Raw genomic sequence first — 14,150 nt, 5'->3', positions numbered from 1 at the left:
TATTTTATTATTTCAAGCGGTTATCTGGCTGTTTTCAACTGTATTCACTCTCCAAAAAGCAAAGTTCCATTGTATACTGCTGTATACTGCAGTTATATGAAACATGTCAATTTTATCTTCTTTATGTGTAACTATTCAGGGTATAGCTAGTGGCGCTCCTTTGAGCGCCGCAAGAATGCCCTCTAAAACAGGTAAACCATTCTTTCTTATTGTGGAAATATATGCTCTAATTCTGCAGAAAGCTTCCGCTCCCCGTGTAGTTCTGAAAGTTCCTGATATTTTCTGCTGTAGTTTCATCATCCTGACATCTCTTTCTGCTTGATTATTCTCAAACGGAACTTTCAAGTCTTTCAGGAATCTCAGAATCTTTTCTTTATGTTCTATAAACCTATCAAGAAGATTCCTTGCTTTGGTTTTTGGATACATACCACGTTTTCCTTGTCTTTCAGGATTTAGAGAAGGTGGATTTTCTTCAATTCCTTTCGCGACTACAGTATCGAACCTTTTTTCTAATGCCTTAACTTGTTCAAAATCCAGATATTTGCCCTGCTCTTTGCACTCATCAGTATACTTTTTCATTTCAGATAACAGCTCATTCATATCTTTAGCCCATTGCTGTTTATAACTCTCCTCAATTCCAATAAGTTCTCTTTGGAGATGAGTATTGCAAAGAGCATGATCACAATTATAACCGTTGTAAGGTTTCCATCCATCATGAACTGCTACCCCTTTAAACTCTGGAAGAATTCCCATAGCATCAATAGCTTCTGATCCTCTTTTCGGATGAGCAAAATAACAAGTGTATTTGTCAGTAGAAGCTACATGAAGCCAATGTCTTTTTCCGTGAACTTTCATTCCAGTTTCATCACAATGGATAACAGGAGAAGAGAGTAACTTTTCTCGAATTACGTTTTCAAATTCTTCAAGGTTCTGGAAACATTCTCTTTCTGCTTCAATAATGGTAGCAGAACTGATTTTTATCCCCATTACATCATGAAACAATTCAGAAATCCTTTTATAAGGAATGAAATGGTGATTTTTAAAGTAAATTGCTGAAGCTACGATATTAGGACCATATTGAACTGGGGAATTTACTGATTCTGGAAATTCAGCTTTATTTAACCTTCCACAGCAAGGACAGATCTTAATCTGACTTTGATGTTCTGTAACAATAAGATTTACAGGCGGAATATCAAAAACCTGTCTTTTCTCATAAGCTTCAACTTCAACATCCTCAAGATTCTGGCCGCATTCTTCGCAACAGTTCAAAGAATGCTCTATTACCTAATCAGGATTATCTACCATTTCGAGAGTTGTTCCTGGATGACCTTCTTGACCTCCAGGTTTCTTGCCACTCTGTTTACGGAGACTTTTTGGATTAGGTTTTCCTTTGGAAATATAGTCACTAGAAGGAGGTTTACTGCTGTTTCGGCTGTTTTGATTTAAGCGAAATTCTAAAACTTGCAATCTTTCAGTGAGGTCTTTAATTTGAGATTCAAGACTTATAATATAAGCAATAACTTCAGGGTTTGAAGCACACAAAGCAAGAATCTCTTCACGTTTCATCAAGGAAGAAAATGGTTCATTTTATATCCAATTTTTCCTCGGAACGAGGAAAAATTGTGTAGCCTTAACAAGGCTACCTGAATAGTTACCTTTATGTTTCTTCTCACGGTTTTCACAGTCATGCAAGACTCTGACCAGGGACAGTTTGGAAGAGTTATGCAGTTTCAAGGAGTTTAGTTTTAAGGAGTTTAGTTTCAAGGAGTTTAGTTTCAAGGAGCTTAGTTCCAGGGTTTTACAGTTAGATAGACAAAAAGTAGGCAATTTCAAAACGATTATATCTGAAAAATATTTCATTTTTAACTATTCAAGTACCGGTGAAAGATTAACCATAGGTACTAAAGTCTTGGAATAATAGAACAATATCCACGCCAGAATGTTAAAATGGATGAGTGATAGATTTGCAACAGAGCAAAATAAAGGTTGATTTAAGTGGCATACCGCAAACTTCCTTATTGATCCTATATGGCCGAGCAAAGGTGAGTAAAGAGCACGGCTCATTGTTCAATGATACTAAAGCACTTGAGCTCGTTGAACGATTGGATTACGATTTTTCAACTGAAAAGGCAATTACTGATTATTTATTGTTTGCTTCCGCAGCACGAGCGATGCAATTTGACAACAAGGTAAAAGAGTACATCACAGAGCACCCTTACGCGTCTGTGGTTAATCTTGGGGCTGGATTTGAGACGGAATTTTATCGCATTGATAACGGCAAAATCCACTGGTATGATCTTGACCTTCCCGAGCTAATTGAAGTCAGAAAGCAGTTGCTTCCGGAAACGGATAGGTCAACATGCATTGCAAAGTCGTTTCTAGATCCAGAATGGTGTACGGATATTGACACTCAAAATGGCGTACTTATCATCGCCTGTGGGCTTCTGCGTTACTTCGATGAAGCAAAGGTGCGCCAGCTCTTCCTTTTACTTGCAGATCATTTCCCGGGTTGCGAAGTTGTGTTTGATATAGAATCAAAATCGAGCAGTGATGCTGATGGAGGAGGCTACGGAGCAGGATGGAGTAACGATGAACCTAAAAAACGAGACGCAATGCTAGCAGAGCGTTTCAAGTCGTTTAAGAACGCCTGGAAGGCAATTCCACAGAGTTTGAAAGATAAAGTGCTAGGTACTCTGACAACAGCTACCAAACCCAGCGGAACAGAATGGGTTGATATCGAAACCTGGTGGAATGAGCTAAATGCTCAGGAAAAAAGTAAGACAATGCATGAGTTTGGAGCATCCCTTGGAATCACCTGTAAATGGGCACTGGATGATGCAAATGAAATGACAAAGTGGGACGACCGCATTAAAGTTGTAGAACAGTTTTCCATGTTTAAAAATATTCCACGTGATCCTTCGCTGAGTACGTCAATCAGGCAATTCATGAATTACACGGACGAGAAAGGAAGAATGAAGATAATTCACTTACAAACCTGAGAACTATAGATAGTCTTTTCTTAAGGTGAAGAAGCCGGAAAAGGTAAAACTAGAAACATGAAATCATATAATGAAGAAATGGGCTCTTCATCCATTCGATATTTCAGTTTTTTTGTTCATCTCTCAGGCCTTTTTAACTTCTTGATTTTTCAGAAATCGATGAATATTTTTATTATTGACTTAAATGGCTCGGGAATTCTCCTGCTTTATACATTAACCAAGCAGAACTTTCCAATTATAGGCAGATCCGAGCATCACACAACATATTTAATATTTTTATATAGTAGGCGCGTGTAAATTTTTACATGGAAAACTTTTATCCGTGTCTGTTCTGTGAAGCAGTGTTTGTAGACCTTGGAGACGCAAAAGACCACATTAACTTTCCGAAGAGCTTGTATTTTTGATTCTCCTTTTCTTAACCAATTTTCATTAAATTCATAAATTTGCTGTAAACTTTGTTCTTCTGGAGCATCCAGAAGACTTATTATTAGCGAGGAGGCTCCAGCCCATGTAAAAGCTCTGCTTAAACCTATTACTCCATCCCCTGTAATTTTTCCTACACCTGTTTTACATCCAAGTAAGACTACTAGGTCAGCACACAAATTTAAAGTAAAAATATCAGAAGTTTCAAAAAGTCCTTCGTCACAAGTAGTTCTTGCCAGGGCAATATAAGGATTTAATGAGCTATTCTTAGATATTTCTGCGTGAGTCACTAAAAAAATTACCGTGTGTTTCGATGCTTCTTCTCTAAACCTTTCTTTTGTAGCTTCATTTCCTTTAAAAACTGTACAAGTATTATAGAATTCACTAATTCGGTAAAAATTATTTTCAGCAAAATCAAGTGATTGTAGTTTTGGATTCAGAAGAGGCTTAGGGTTTACAAGAGCAAGCAGATCTAAATTTATAGAAGGGTTTATTAGACTTTTACTTTCCATATTTTGTTTTATTACAGCAATCGAACTAGCATAATTAATTGTATATTTTTCAAGAAAGTAAACTCCTGTTTGACTTTTTAATTCTCCGAAAGGTATCTGAAATAACCTTGTATGCTTCAAAGGTTATGTTAAAGATCCGGTTCTTATGCACTAACCTGATTCGAGCGTTTGACTGAAATAAAGGGAAAAGACAAAAGAAATAGGAACTATGAAAGCCATTGGAGCGAAAAACAAAGATATTCTCATGATATTAATATTTAATTCTGCATTAGTAGGTTTTGTTGGAGGGCTTCTTGGTATGCTTGGATCTACTATTTCAAGTGGTCTTCAGTCAATGATGGGAGATATGACCTCAGGAAGTGGAATAAGTCCTTACCTAATAGTTGAAGGTCTTGTCCTTGCAGTTTTAACAGGGGTGACATCTGGAGTTATCCCTGCATATAGAGCCTCTAAACTAAAGCCCGTAGATGCACTTAGATATGAATAAATTGAGGAAAGGAAGGTTTGAATTCCTTTTCTTAATTTCCTCTTTCATTGTCATTGAATTTAAAAATAGGCTCTGTAGACAACCTATCTAAATCAGCTATAAAAGACTAAAGATAAATGACTAAAACCTCATCATATTACTCAGTCAAATTATGAAAATTGGATATTTCTGAGGATTTCTACAGAGCCTAAAAATAAAGAGTTATGAAATAGAAATAACAAGAATAATATCCCTGACAGCTTTACAAGCAATTTAAATGAGTAAATGAGTGCTTTAAACCTTTATATCCTTTGCTTTCATTAGAACTTTCTACTATGTTTCCTTGTTGTGCCAGATCTGTCACAACAGTGTCAATATATAGACTTATTGAATAATTATCTAAAGATGTTTCGGGATAAAAGAGGTAAGGTAGCTGTTTTTAATTGAGTGTAGAGGCTATGGGAGAGAAGTAAGCTAGATTTTGGGGCTGACTACCCAGTTTCTTGCAGCAAGGTGAGTCAGTGCGACTTTGATTCAGCTTTTAAATATGTATTTTCACCTTTTTACTTCTCTCTCGCATCCTAAGCAAATAACATCTGCCATAGTCCTAGGATGCTTAATACAAAGTCCTCCGTATTTGCATAGAACTATTAATTTTATTCCATCATTTACCAAATTGCTTTTATCTCTTTTTCTTTTTATCATAATTTACCCTATTCTACCTCTCTAACTCGTTCTGCCAGCTTATTAAGCTGCTCCTGTCGTCTAGCAAGGTCATCTTTAAGTTTCTTTATTTTCTCTTCCTGCTTTGCGACTCAGTTTCATAATTTAGTGATTTCTCTTTTTTTCTTTCTTAAATCTTCATTTTTCTCTGTTAACTGGCCAAATAAACTATGATACTCCTTGAGAAACGATTTCTTCGGCAGGAATGCGACTCTGAGCTTTAAATAACCAATAACTAAATTTTCTTGACACTAGTGTCAAGTCCTGACAATACCGACGTTAAAAAAATAGAAGCAGAGGCTGAACTAATAAGTTGTTTTGGCATAAGGGACTGGAGCCGTGAGCCGTTTGAAGCGGGTTGTCATATCTGGAAAGCTGGCGTCCGTGCTGAAGAGGCAATAAAAAAGTTAACTGCGTTCTCATTACAGGGTTCACTGCTATCAAATAAAAATATTCATATATGTGGCGAGGCTTACTCGGATTTCCAGGGCTTTATCGAAGGTGGTTTGCGCACGGCTCTACAGGTTATAAAACACATTACTTGAACTTAGAGATAGTTCTCTAGCTTTGTAGAGATTCCCTATTTTCTTAATAGTTATCCCTTTGCGACATTAGTTGCACTTCAAGCAAGATTTCTCTTTTGACCGGACTCCATAGAAAAGATCTTATCTATTAGTAACAGTATAAACATATTAAATCAGTTTTGGATTACAAGGAGTTGAACTAAGATGACAAAATTATGTCCAATGCGTCCGAATTCTCCCATAGGAAACAGAGCACCTGACTTTGCAGCATGCCTTGAGGAACAATGCGCATGGTTCGATAATGGAGAATGCGCAGTAAAACCGTCTACGGGCTGGCGTGTTCGGGTGAGAAGTGGCTTGTGAAATATCCTCATTGAAACAGGTTGTTTTCGGGGTTATTATCGGGGTTATTATCAGGCAGGATACGAGAAGAAACGCAGAAACGCATTCAACTTTATAATTGTATAATAAAATATTGCATATTTTTCGAGTTGGAAAATTATCCATTGAATTTGAAGAGGATATGTAAAAAGGAGTAAAAAGAGGCAGATTACAATTTGCCAATTCTCTTCTTTTTCTTCTATTTTGCAAGACCGCTCTCCTTCGTCGAGCGTGATATAAACGACATGGGACAGCGAATAAGGTTACATGGGTCAGAATTTATATTCAATTTTCCAACCTTCTACTTTTGCCAAATACATCAGTTATATGACAACAGGCAAAAATAAGAAAAGACAACGACGACATTGAGGACTATTTTCATGCGTCTTCAACTGTACAGTTGCCTTTAACTGTACTACTGCCCTTAACTGTGCTACTGCCCTCATCTGTGCTGTTGCTTTCTACTGTAACTGTGCCGTTGCATGAGACCTGCCAGCTTTTGACTCTCTTTACACTGGTCTTTATTGCTTTTGCAAGCTCTACAGGGTCGGCTTCTGCCAGGGCTTCTACGCTTGTAATACCGGCTTCTGCCAGTTTTCCTGCTATGGCTTTTCCAACGCCTTCCAGGTCCTTAATTGATTTGGGCTTTTCTTTTTTGGGCTGCTTGGCCTGTTCTTCCTGCTGGGTTTTCTGCCATTCTATGAAATTGCATTGAGGACAGCCAAGGTCCCAGGGCCGTTTTCCCGAATTAATTATACGGATATGGTGCAGGCCGTGAGCTTCACAGACCTTGTCAGTAACTATGATCTGCCCACTTCTGGGTAGAGGGAGGGAAAAGGTACAGTTAGGATAATTGTTGCAGCCTATAAAACGGCCTCCCCTTTTCGAACGCCGGATAATAAGTTCGTTTCCGCAGCCTGAGCAAATACCTATGATTTTGTCTTCCCTGAGGCCTGCCTGGAGAGATTCCACGATTTTTTCCCGGTTTTTATCGAGTTCAGAGAAGACCTGCTTTAATATATCCCGCGATTCTTCAAGAACGGCAGACTCTTTGATCTTGCCTTCAGCAATCAGGTCCATGTTTTCTTCAAGCAGCTTTGTCATGTCCGGTTTTGTGATAGTAGGGGAATACTTCTCAAGAGTATCCATTACTGCAAAAGAGGTATTCGTAGGCTGCACAGGATTTCCGTGGATGTAGGCCCTGGAATAAAGCTTGCTGATTATCTCATGTCGCGTTGCCTTTGTTCCGAGCCCGAGCTCTTCCATAATATTGATAAGTCTTCCCTGTCCGTAACGGCCTGGAGGCTGGGTTTCTTTATCCAGCATCTCTTTTTTAATCACTTTCAGGGAATCGCCTTCATGAAGTTCAGGGAACAGCCTGTCTTCAGGCGCATTGTAAGGATAGTACCATCTCCAGCCCGGTTCAACAAGCCTTGCCCCGTTTGCCCTGAACTCTTCTCCGTTGATGTCGAGCCTCAGGCGCATAGTTTCCCACTCGCTTGGCCCGGCAAAGGTCGCAAAAAAGCGCCTGACTACAAGTTCGTAGACTTTCCATTCTTCCTCTTTTAAGTCGGACTCTTTTGCAAGGGAAGCCGGAAAAATAGGTGGATGGTCGGTAGTTTCCTTTTTTCCTCGCGTAGGAGTGAGTTCGGCTTTCTCAAGCAGGGCGTCTGCGTATTCTTTAAAGGGGCCTTCTTTGAAAATCTCAATCTGCGCCCTCAGGTCAAGGGTCTCGGGATAAACCGTATTGTCAGTTCTGGGGTACGAAATATAACCATTAGTATATAGAGATTCAGCTATGCGCATCGCGTTTGCGGGGCTGAGCCCGATTGAGTTTGCTGCGCTTATGAAACCTGTGGTATTAAACGGAGTCGGGGGCTGGTCGGTTTTTTTCCCTTTTTCAATTTCCTTTAATTCGGCCTTTTTTCCCAGTTTTTTGAAGGCTTCTGTTGCCTCCTTTTTATCCAGGAAACGGCGGGTTGAGTGCTGAGTTGAGAAGGTTTCTCCGTCTGTATTTTGAAGTTCGGCATAGATTTCCCAGTAAGGAATTGGGACAAAAACATTCCTTTCTTTTTCCCTGTCAACAATAAGAGAAAGGGTTGGCGACTGTACCCTGCCTACGGAAAGGAACATCTTCCCTAGCCTGCCTGCAGCAAGAGAAATATAACGGGTAAGGGCTGCACCCCAGACGAGGTCAATAACCTGTCTTGAATGGCCGGCGTCTGCGAGATTAAAATCAACATCTGTTGCATTTGAAAATGCAGCATCTATCGCCTTTGGAGTTATTGCACTGTAGCGCACCCGGTCAAAAGGAACATCCTGATTCACCTTTTTTATGATATTGAGGGCTTCGACTCCTATAAGTTCTCCTTCTCGATCATAGTCAGTAGCAATCGTAACCCTGCTTGCCTCTTTTCCCAGGCTTCTAAGGGCAGTTACGATCTTCCGGTTGATAGGAGTCGTTATGATGTCGGCGTCGATAAGAGTTTTAGCCTCCACTTTCTGCCAGTTATTGTACTCCTTGGGAAAATCGATCCCCACGATATGGCCCGACAGCCCTACAACTACAGTCTCCTGCTTCTCTCCATCGGACACAATCTCATACCGGTATACGTCTACTCCGCTGACTCTATCTTTCTTTGGGTTTTTTGGAGCCAGAATCGCAGCTATCCTCCTTGCTGCTATATTTTTTTCCGTTACAATAAGGTGCATCTAACACTCCGGTATAATTTTTTAAATTCTCTGGAGGAATACTAGCGTACCCCAAAACTCCTTCCAGTCTGAGACAAAGCCTGCCTCCTAATTCTTTGAAGTTTCCTTTTCCAATATATATTTTTGGATTGAATCATAAAATACGCTGTCATCCGTAACTATAATTAGGCTCAGAGCTCTTCATCTGCCTTTCAAGAGTCTTCATCCATCCGTTAAACTCTTCTACTTATCTGTCCTTATTCCTCTCTTCACAACTCTATGGGATACGATTTTCTATGGGATATTTTTCCTGTTAATTCTTTCAATATTTTAAGCCTTCCCAAATTTTTCAGCTATTTTTTAGCTGTATTTAACTATTTTTTAACTGTATCTAGCTGTTTTTTAACTGTGTTTTAGTTGTATTAAGCGGTATTTAGCTGTGTTTTAGCTGTGTTTTAGCGGTATTAAGATGTATTAGGGTATATTAGGATGTATTAAGATGTATTAGGGTATATTAGGATGTATTAAGATGTATTAAGAATTATTAAGAAGTATTAAGAAGTATTAAACTGTATTAAGATGTATTAAGCTGTATTTAACTGTATTTAACGGTATTAAACTGTATTTAGCTGTTTTTTTAGTAATTTTCCCCAGTACTTTCCTTTAAAGATGCTCCCTTATCTTCAATCAGCCTGAAAGCAAGTTCTACGGCTTCTTCCGGATTTTTTGCCCTGTGAACGCCTTCGATTTTCCAGCCTGGTTCAACCACGACTACAGGTTTCCCCATCTTCAGACCCAGAGCTATCTCTGAAAGTGTTCCGTATTCTCCATTAACCGCAATCAATGCATCCGAGGACTGCGCTATAAGAGCATTTCTGGCATGCCCCATTCCGCTAACAACCGCAATATCTATCCAGAGATTTGCTTCTTCCCTCTGGGCTCCGGGCAAAATCCCCAGGGTTATTCCTCCTTCCTGCTTTGCTCCGTATGCAGCAGCCTCCATAACTCCGCCCAGACCTCCGCAGAGCAGAACCGCCCCTCTTTTTGCGATCTCTCTTCCCACCCTTTCTGCAAGAGCTCTGACCTCGCTGCCGCAAGCCCCTGCACCTATAACTCCTATCTGTTTTCTGGCCTCTGCTTTCACAGGTACTTTCATTACGCAAACATCCTTTTCTTCATTTCAGGTCTTTTAAGAGTATTTTTCTTTGAATAAGCCCGATTTGCTGGCTGTCAAAAATAGTTAGAGACAATGGATAGTCAGAAATAGTGGACAATAAATAGCCAAAAATATTGAACAGTGGGTATTCAGAAATGATATACAATGGATAGTCAAAGATAATGGACAATGGATAGTCAGAGATAATAGACAATGGATAGTCAGAGATAATAGACAATGGATAGTCAGAGATAATAGACAATGGATAGTCAGAGACAATGGACAATAGGTAATTAGAAGTAATGACTCTGAATTTCCACGATCTCAGTACTGTTCTTTGCGGTTGCATACTCTTCAAGCGGTTCCTTATTGAGTTCAAGAAAACTGTGCCCCCAGTTAAACTTGGAGAGGACTTTTTCAGCCTGTTCTTTATGCCCCAGAATGTAGAGAGCTGCTGCAAAAGCTTCGGCTGAATTAAGTTTGAAGGGCCTTCCGAAATTTACAGGATTGCCTGCAAGCAGGTATGGAAGGGCCCTGTGCTCAAGGTTCAGCTTCGCAAGTTCGGGGAAAACCCTTTCCACTTCTTCCCAGGAGCAATCGAGTACGATGATCCCTTTTCTGTAATCGTCGGCAGGAGAAATGGCTTTTTCTGCAGTAGGGTCAAGAAGGATCGCTGACCTTGGCAACTTTGAGATCCTGTCGTAAAGACGGGCAAGGTCAAAGCGAGCCAATTTCCTTCCGGTGCATTTTTTCGGGTCACACTGCCCGGCATGATAGATATAAAGGGGAATATCCCGTTGATTTGTCGGATTCATTACTGATCCTCTGGACGATGAGATACTATTTAAACAGCTTCCTTATTTACCTGTTTTCTCTTTTATCTGCTTGCCTGCGGAATGTTATCGAACATTTTTTATTAACTCGAAAACATTTTGAAAACAAATAATAAAATAGTTTATATATAATAATTAATATATATTTAGACCACTGCTTCGTCTCTGGTAAAGCTTGAAGATGGGTAAATATTGAAAACTAATATTTTATAGTATCCTATCTTGTGATGTTGAGCGATAAATAAACATTTTACGTTAGCCTGCGTCATACCGGTAATTCGCGATGGAAAAAGCGTATTCATTAAAATTGCATTTAGTAAAAGTGCATTCAGTCAATGTTCTTTAACAGCAATGTTATGCGGTATTTATGAGGGGAGATTGCACAATTATGGCTGGCTCCATCGATGAATTGAACCTGGATAAGGAGACTATTCTTCTTTAAGAGGGGGAAGGATATATTCTCTTTGACTCTGGCTATTTCTAAGTGTAAATAAGTCATCCAGAAACATGAAGTCCCATATGGGACAAAAGATATTCCTTTGACGGTGCTCAAGTCTTATTCCAGCCGCAGGGAGTTCTGGTTGAAGAAATAAATGTTTGGGGAGTGGACTATATGGAACAACCAGCTGATGTTACGGAACAATCAATTGAATCTGAATATGAAATTGGGTATGAAATACTGCAGGTACCCTGGTGGGTGGTTCTTCTGGAAGGGATCGTTGCCATCCTTGTAGGATTATTCCTTTTATACAGGCCTGCAGCAACCACTGTTTTTCTTGTACAGATTCTTGGTATTTTCTGGCTGGCAGAAGGAATTCTTTCTGTCATAGGGGCGCTGATATTTTCGGGAAATAGGGTATGGAAATTACTTTCGGGTATCCTGAGCATTATTGCAGGAGTTGTTATACTGACATACCCAATCTACAGTCCTTTCATAGTCCTTACATTATTCGTTATTTTCATAGGGGTATGGGCTATTATCAACGGGGTCGTAAAAATTGTCCTGGCCCTTAAAGGAGGAGGATGGGGAATAGGAATCATCGGTGTCCTCACCATAATTCTCGGCCTGCTTCTTCTAACCAATTCTCTGGTAGGAGTCCTTTTTTTGCCATGGATATTCGGTTTTTTCCTTATTCTCGGAGGAATCGGGTCACTTATCTGGGGATTAAAAATGAGAACCTGACGCAGGTTATCGCAGCACAGGGGAGATTTGAGTATGGAAAGACCTATTGGTGTCACAATACTGACTTTTGTAGCTGTTGTTCTGGCGTTTTTAAACGCTATTGTAATGCTTCGGTTTCTCGGCTTTTTGCCTTTTTTAGGGGTAATCGAGGGCCGTGTTTTCAGTCTATGGTATGCACTGCTTTATGGCCTGCTCGCCTACATATGGGTGTGGCTGGCTCAGATGCTCTGGCAGGTGGACCAGCAAGCCTGGATGTTTCTGGCTATTATTACGATATTCAACCTGTGTATTGATTTTGTGCTACTGGTTACAGGAGGTTCATGGTATGATGTGAATTTATCAGTTCTCGCGAATACCCTAATTCTCATCTATATCATGCTGCCGGGTGTAAGGGAAGCATTCAGAATGGGTTAACGAGCGAAGATGCAGGTGGCATAGATTACGGTTCTTAAGTAATGAAAAAAGTTTATGCCTTTCTGCTTCTTCTTTAATTTCAGGGTCTACTGGCTGTAAACATAATTATGTGAGCTTCTTCTTGCAGAGATTACGCCTTTATATTTTACTACAGGAGGCGTTGACATAGAAAGAAAGACTGTACTTGCTGCTCTCGTGCTTGCAATGTTTGTGCTTGTTATTGATACGACGATAATGAATGTTTCTATTTCTACACTCATCAAAGATTCTGACACTAACGTTGCCACTGTCCAGGCTGCCATTACACTCTATTCTCTTGTAATGGCATCACTTATGATCACCGGAGGAAAGCTTGGAGATATTATTGGCCGAAAAAGGGCATTGAGGACAGGACTGATCATTTACGGTACCGTTTCTTTCCTGACTGCAATCAGCCCGACAATGGCCGTGCTGTTTATAGGCTGGTCAATCCTTGAAGGGCTAGGAGCTACCCTTGTAATGCCTGCCATTCAGACGCTCGTGACCTCAAACTACAGCGGAAAGGACCGTGCACTTGCTTACGGCATATTAGGGGGAATCGTTGCAAGCGCGATTGCACTCGGGCCCATTATAGGGGGCTGGCTGACAACTGAGTACACCTGGAGGCTTGCCTTTGGCGGGGAAGTAGTTATCGTGCTCATAATCTTACTGTTAAGCCGGTATATTCTGGATGCACCCCTTGAGACTGAAGAAAAACCCAGGCTGGATATAGTCGGCTCTATAATTTCTGCGCTGGGAATGGGGCTTATTGTCTTGGGATATTACTGGCAGGAACCTATGGCTGGTGGGAGGCGCGTCATCCCTTCTCAATAGGAGGAATTGAAATTTCTCCGTTCGGCCTTTCTCCTACACCTGTATTTATTGCAGCAGGAGGCATTATCCTGGTGGGTTTTGCCTTCTGGGAACTTCATGTCATTACTCTGGGTAGAATGCCACTCGTAAGGCTCGATGTGCTAAGGGACTGCAGGGTTACTTCAGGTATTTTTGTCCAGATGGTTCAGACCGTTCTTATAGGAGGTTTCCTGTTCAGCATGGCTCTTTTACTCCAGATAGCCCTGGGCCTCAATGCTATGCAGACAGGCTTTCTCTACCTTCCCCTTTCCATACCACTTTTAATTGCTTCGCTCACAGCATCTCGGTTATCTTCCCGCATAGCCCCAAAACGCATTATTCAGGTCGGGCTACTTGTACTTACATTAGGGCTTTTCCTGGCTATTGCAACCATTAATGTGGAGGTCAGAGGGTTTGCCCTGCTGACCGGTTTTGCCTTAATAGGCATAGGCGCAGGAGTTATAGCATCGCAGATAATGAACCTCGTCCTCTCCCAGGTAGTCCCTGAAAGGACAAGCGAGACAGCTGCTCTTATGAGCACTTCCCAGAATTTGGGCATGGCTATCGGAACTGCCCTGATGGGTTCCATAGTTATTGTGGGCCTTGTAGGAGGAGCCACTAACCTCATTAATGACAGTACTGCTATTTCAGAGGAGCTCAAGCCTTCCGTGATATCGGCAGTAGAGGATAACGCCCTCTTTTTGAGCGATGAAGAACTGACAGCTATCCTGAAAGATGCTCCTCCTGACCTTTCACAGAAGGTCTTGAGAGTAAACGAAATCATCCGCATCCACGGGATAAAAGCTTCCCTCTGGGGACTGGTGGTTTTTGCGATACTTGGCATAATTGTCTCAATCTTTCTGCCACCTGAGATCCTGGTTCCTTCGCAAACTGAGATATAAAAATGGTCAATAGCTGACTCAGTCCCAAAATCTAGTGATAAAAGTAAGTGTAACATCACTACACAAAATTATA

General features: G+C 40.7%; 11 protein-coding genes and 2 pseudogenes. 8 read left to right on the top strand and 5 right to left on the bottom strand.

All coding sequences use genetic code 11. The features are described 5' to 3' along the window. Positions 1 to 135 precede the first annotated feature (135 nt). Positions 136 to 1,569 (bottom strand): annotated as a pseudogene (gene tnpC / locus MSKOL_RS09045) (IS66 family transposase). 473 nt (positions 1,570 to 2,042) lie between these two features. Between tnpC and MSKOL_RS18755 the strand changes: the two are divergent. Continuing rightward, complete coding sequence (locus MSKOL_RS18755; protein ID WP_231592573.1) at positions 2,043 to 2,999, top strand: class I SAM-dependent methyltransferase; 957 nt, start codon at positions 2,043 to 2,045, stop codon at positions 2,997 to 2,999. Positions 3,000 to 3,253: 254 nt separating this feature from the next. On the opposite strand, the gene MSKOL_RS09025 is transcribed toward MSKOL_RS18755, so the two are convergent. Then, positions 3,254 to 4,054: a CHAT domain-containing protein gene (locus tag MSKOL_RS09025; protein WP_048120376.1), complete on the bottom strand. Its 801-nt coding sequence runs from the start codon at positions 4,052 to 4,054 to the stop codon at positions 3,254 to 3,256. Positions 4,055 to 4,118: 64 nt separating this feature from the next. Here MSKOL_RS09025 and MSKOL_RS09020 point away from each other — a divergent pair. The 3 genes and pseudogenes from MSKOL_RS09020 to MSKOL_RS20070 form a co-directional block, all read left to right on the top strand. Next, positions 4,119 to 4,421, top strand: a pseudogene (locus tag MSKOL_RS09020) (ABC transporter permease); the annotation flags it as partial. Positions 4,422 to 5,368: 947 nt separating this feature from the next. Next, positions 5,369 to 5,668 carry a hypothetical protein gene (locus MSKOL_RS09015; protein ID WP_048155454.1) on the top strand — a complete coding sequence of 100 codons (300 nt, stop codon included), beginning with the start codon at positions 5,369 to 5,371 and terminating at the stop codon, positions 5,666 to 5,668. A gap of 183 nt (positions 5,669 to 5,851) precedes the next feature. Further along, on the top strand, positions 5,852 to 6,010 hold the full coding sequence (locus tag MSKOL_RS20070; RefSeq protein ID WP_156151020.1) for a hypothetical protein: 159 nt from the start codon (positions 5,852 to 5,854) through the stop codon (positions 6,008 to 6,010). A gap of 396 nt (positions 6,011 to 6,406) precedes the next feature. Here the strand turns inward: MSKOL_RS20070 and MSKOL_RS09010 are convergent, their stop codons facing one another. The 3 genes from MSKOL_RS09010 to MSKOL_RS09000 form a co-directional block, all read right to left on the bottom strand. Further along, complete coding sequence (locus MSKOL_RS09010; RefSeq protein ID WP_048155452.1) at positions 6,407 to 8,740, bottom strand: DNA topoisomerase I; 2,334 nt, start codon at positions 8,738 to 8,740, stop codon at positions 6,407 to 6,409. Positions 8,741 to 9,356: 616 nt separating this feature from the next. Then, positions 9,357 to 9,875 carry a TIGR00725 family protein gene (locus tag MSKOL_RS09005; RefSeq protein WP_048155450.1) on the bottom strand — a complete coding sequence of 173 codons (519 nt, stop codon included), beginning with the start codon at positions 9,873 to 9,875 and terminating at the stop codon, positions 9,357 to 9,359. A 293-nt stretch (positions 9,876 to 10,168) separates the two neighbouring features. After that, the gene (locus MSKOL_RS09000) at positions 10,169 to 10,690 is read right to left on the bottom strand and encodes a DUF367 family protein (RefSeq protein ID WP_048155447.1); all 522 of its coding nucleotides are present in this window, start codon (positions 10,688 to 10,690) and stop codon (positions 10,169 to 10,171) included. 631 nt (positions 10,691 to 11,321) lie between these two features. Here MSKOL_RS09000 and MSKOL_RS08995 point away from each other — a divergent pair. The 4 genes from MSKOL_RS08995 to MSKOL_RS21045 all read left to right on the top strand — a co-directional run bounded on the left by MSKOL_RS08995 (position 11,322) and on the right by MSKOL_RS21045 (position 14,077). Then, the gene (locus MSKOL_RS08995) at positions 11,322 to 11,891 is read left to right on the top strand and encodes an HdeD family acid-resistance protein (protein WP_048155444.1); all 570 of its coding nucleotides are present in this window, start codon (positions 11,322 to 11,324) and stop codon (positions 11,889 to 11,891) included. Positions 11,892 to 11,924: 33 nt separating this feature from the next. Further along, a complete protein-coding gene (locus MSKOL_RS08990; RefSeq protein ID WP_048120366.1) occupies positions 11,925 to 12,305 on the top strand; it encodes a hypothetical protein in 381 nt (126 codons plus the stop codon). 204 nt (positions 12,306 to 12,509) lie between these two features. Next, positions 12,510 to 13,157 carry an MFS transporter gene (locus MSKOL_RS21050; RefSeq protein WP_231592571.1) on the top strand — a complete coding sequence of 216 codons (648 nt, stop codon included), beginning with the start codon at positions 12,510 to 12,512 and terminating at the stop codon, positions 13,155 to 13,157. Between the two features lie 71 nt (positions 13,158 to 13,228). Next, positions 13,229 to 14,077 carry an MFS transporter gene (locus MSKOL_RS21045; RefSeq protein WP_231592569.1) on the top strand — a complete coding sequence of 283 codons (849 nt, stop codon included), beginning with the start codon at positions 13,229 to 13,231 and terminating at the stop codon, positions 14,075 to 14,077. Positions 14,078 to 14,150: the final 73 nt, after the last annotated feature.

This window comes from Methanosarcina sp. Kolksee (assembly GCF_000969945.1).
Lineage (GTDB): Archaea > Halobacteriota > Methanosarcinia > Methanosarcinales > Methanosarcinaceae > Methanosarcina > Methanosarcina vacuolata.
The sequence above is the reverse complement of the archived record's forward strand: the minus strand, read 5'-3'. Positions and strand labels throughout refer to the sequence as shown.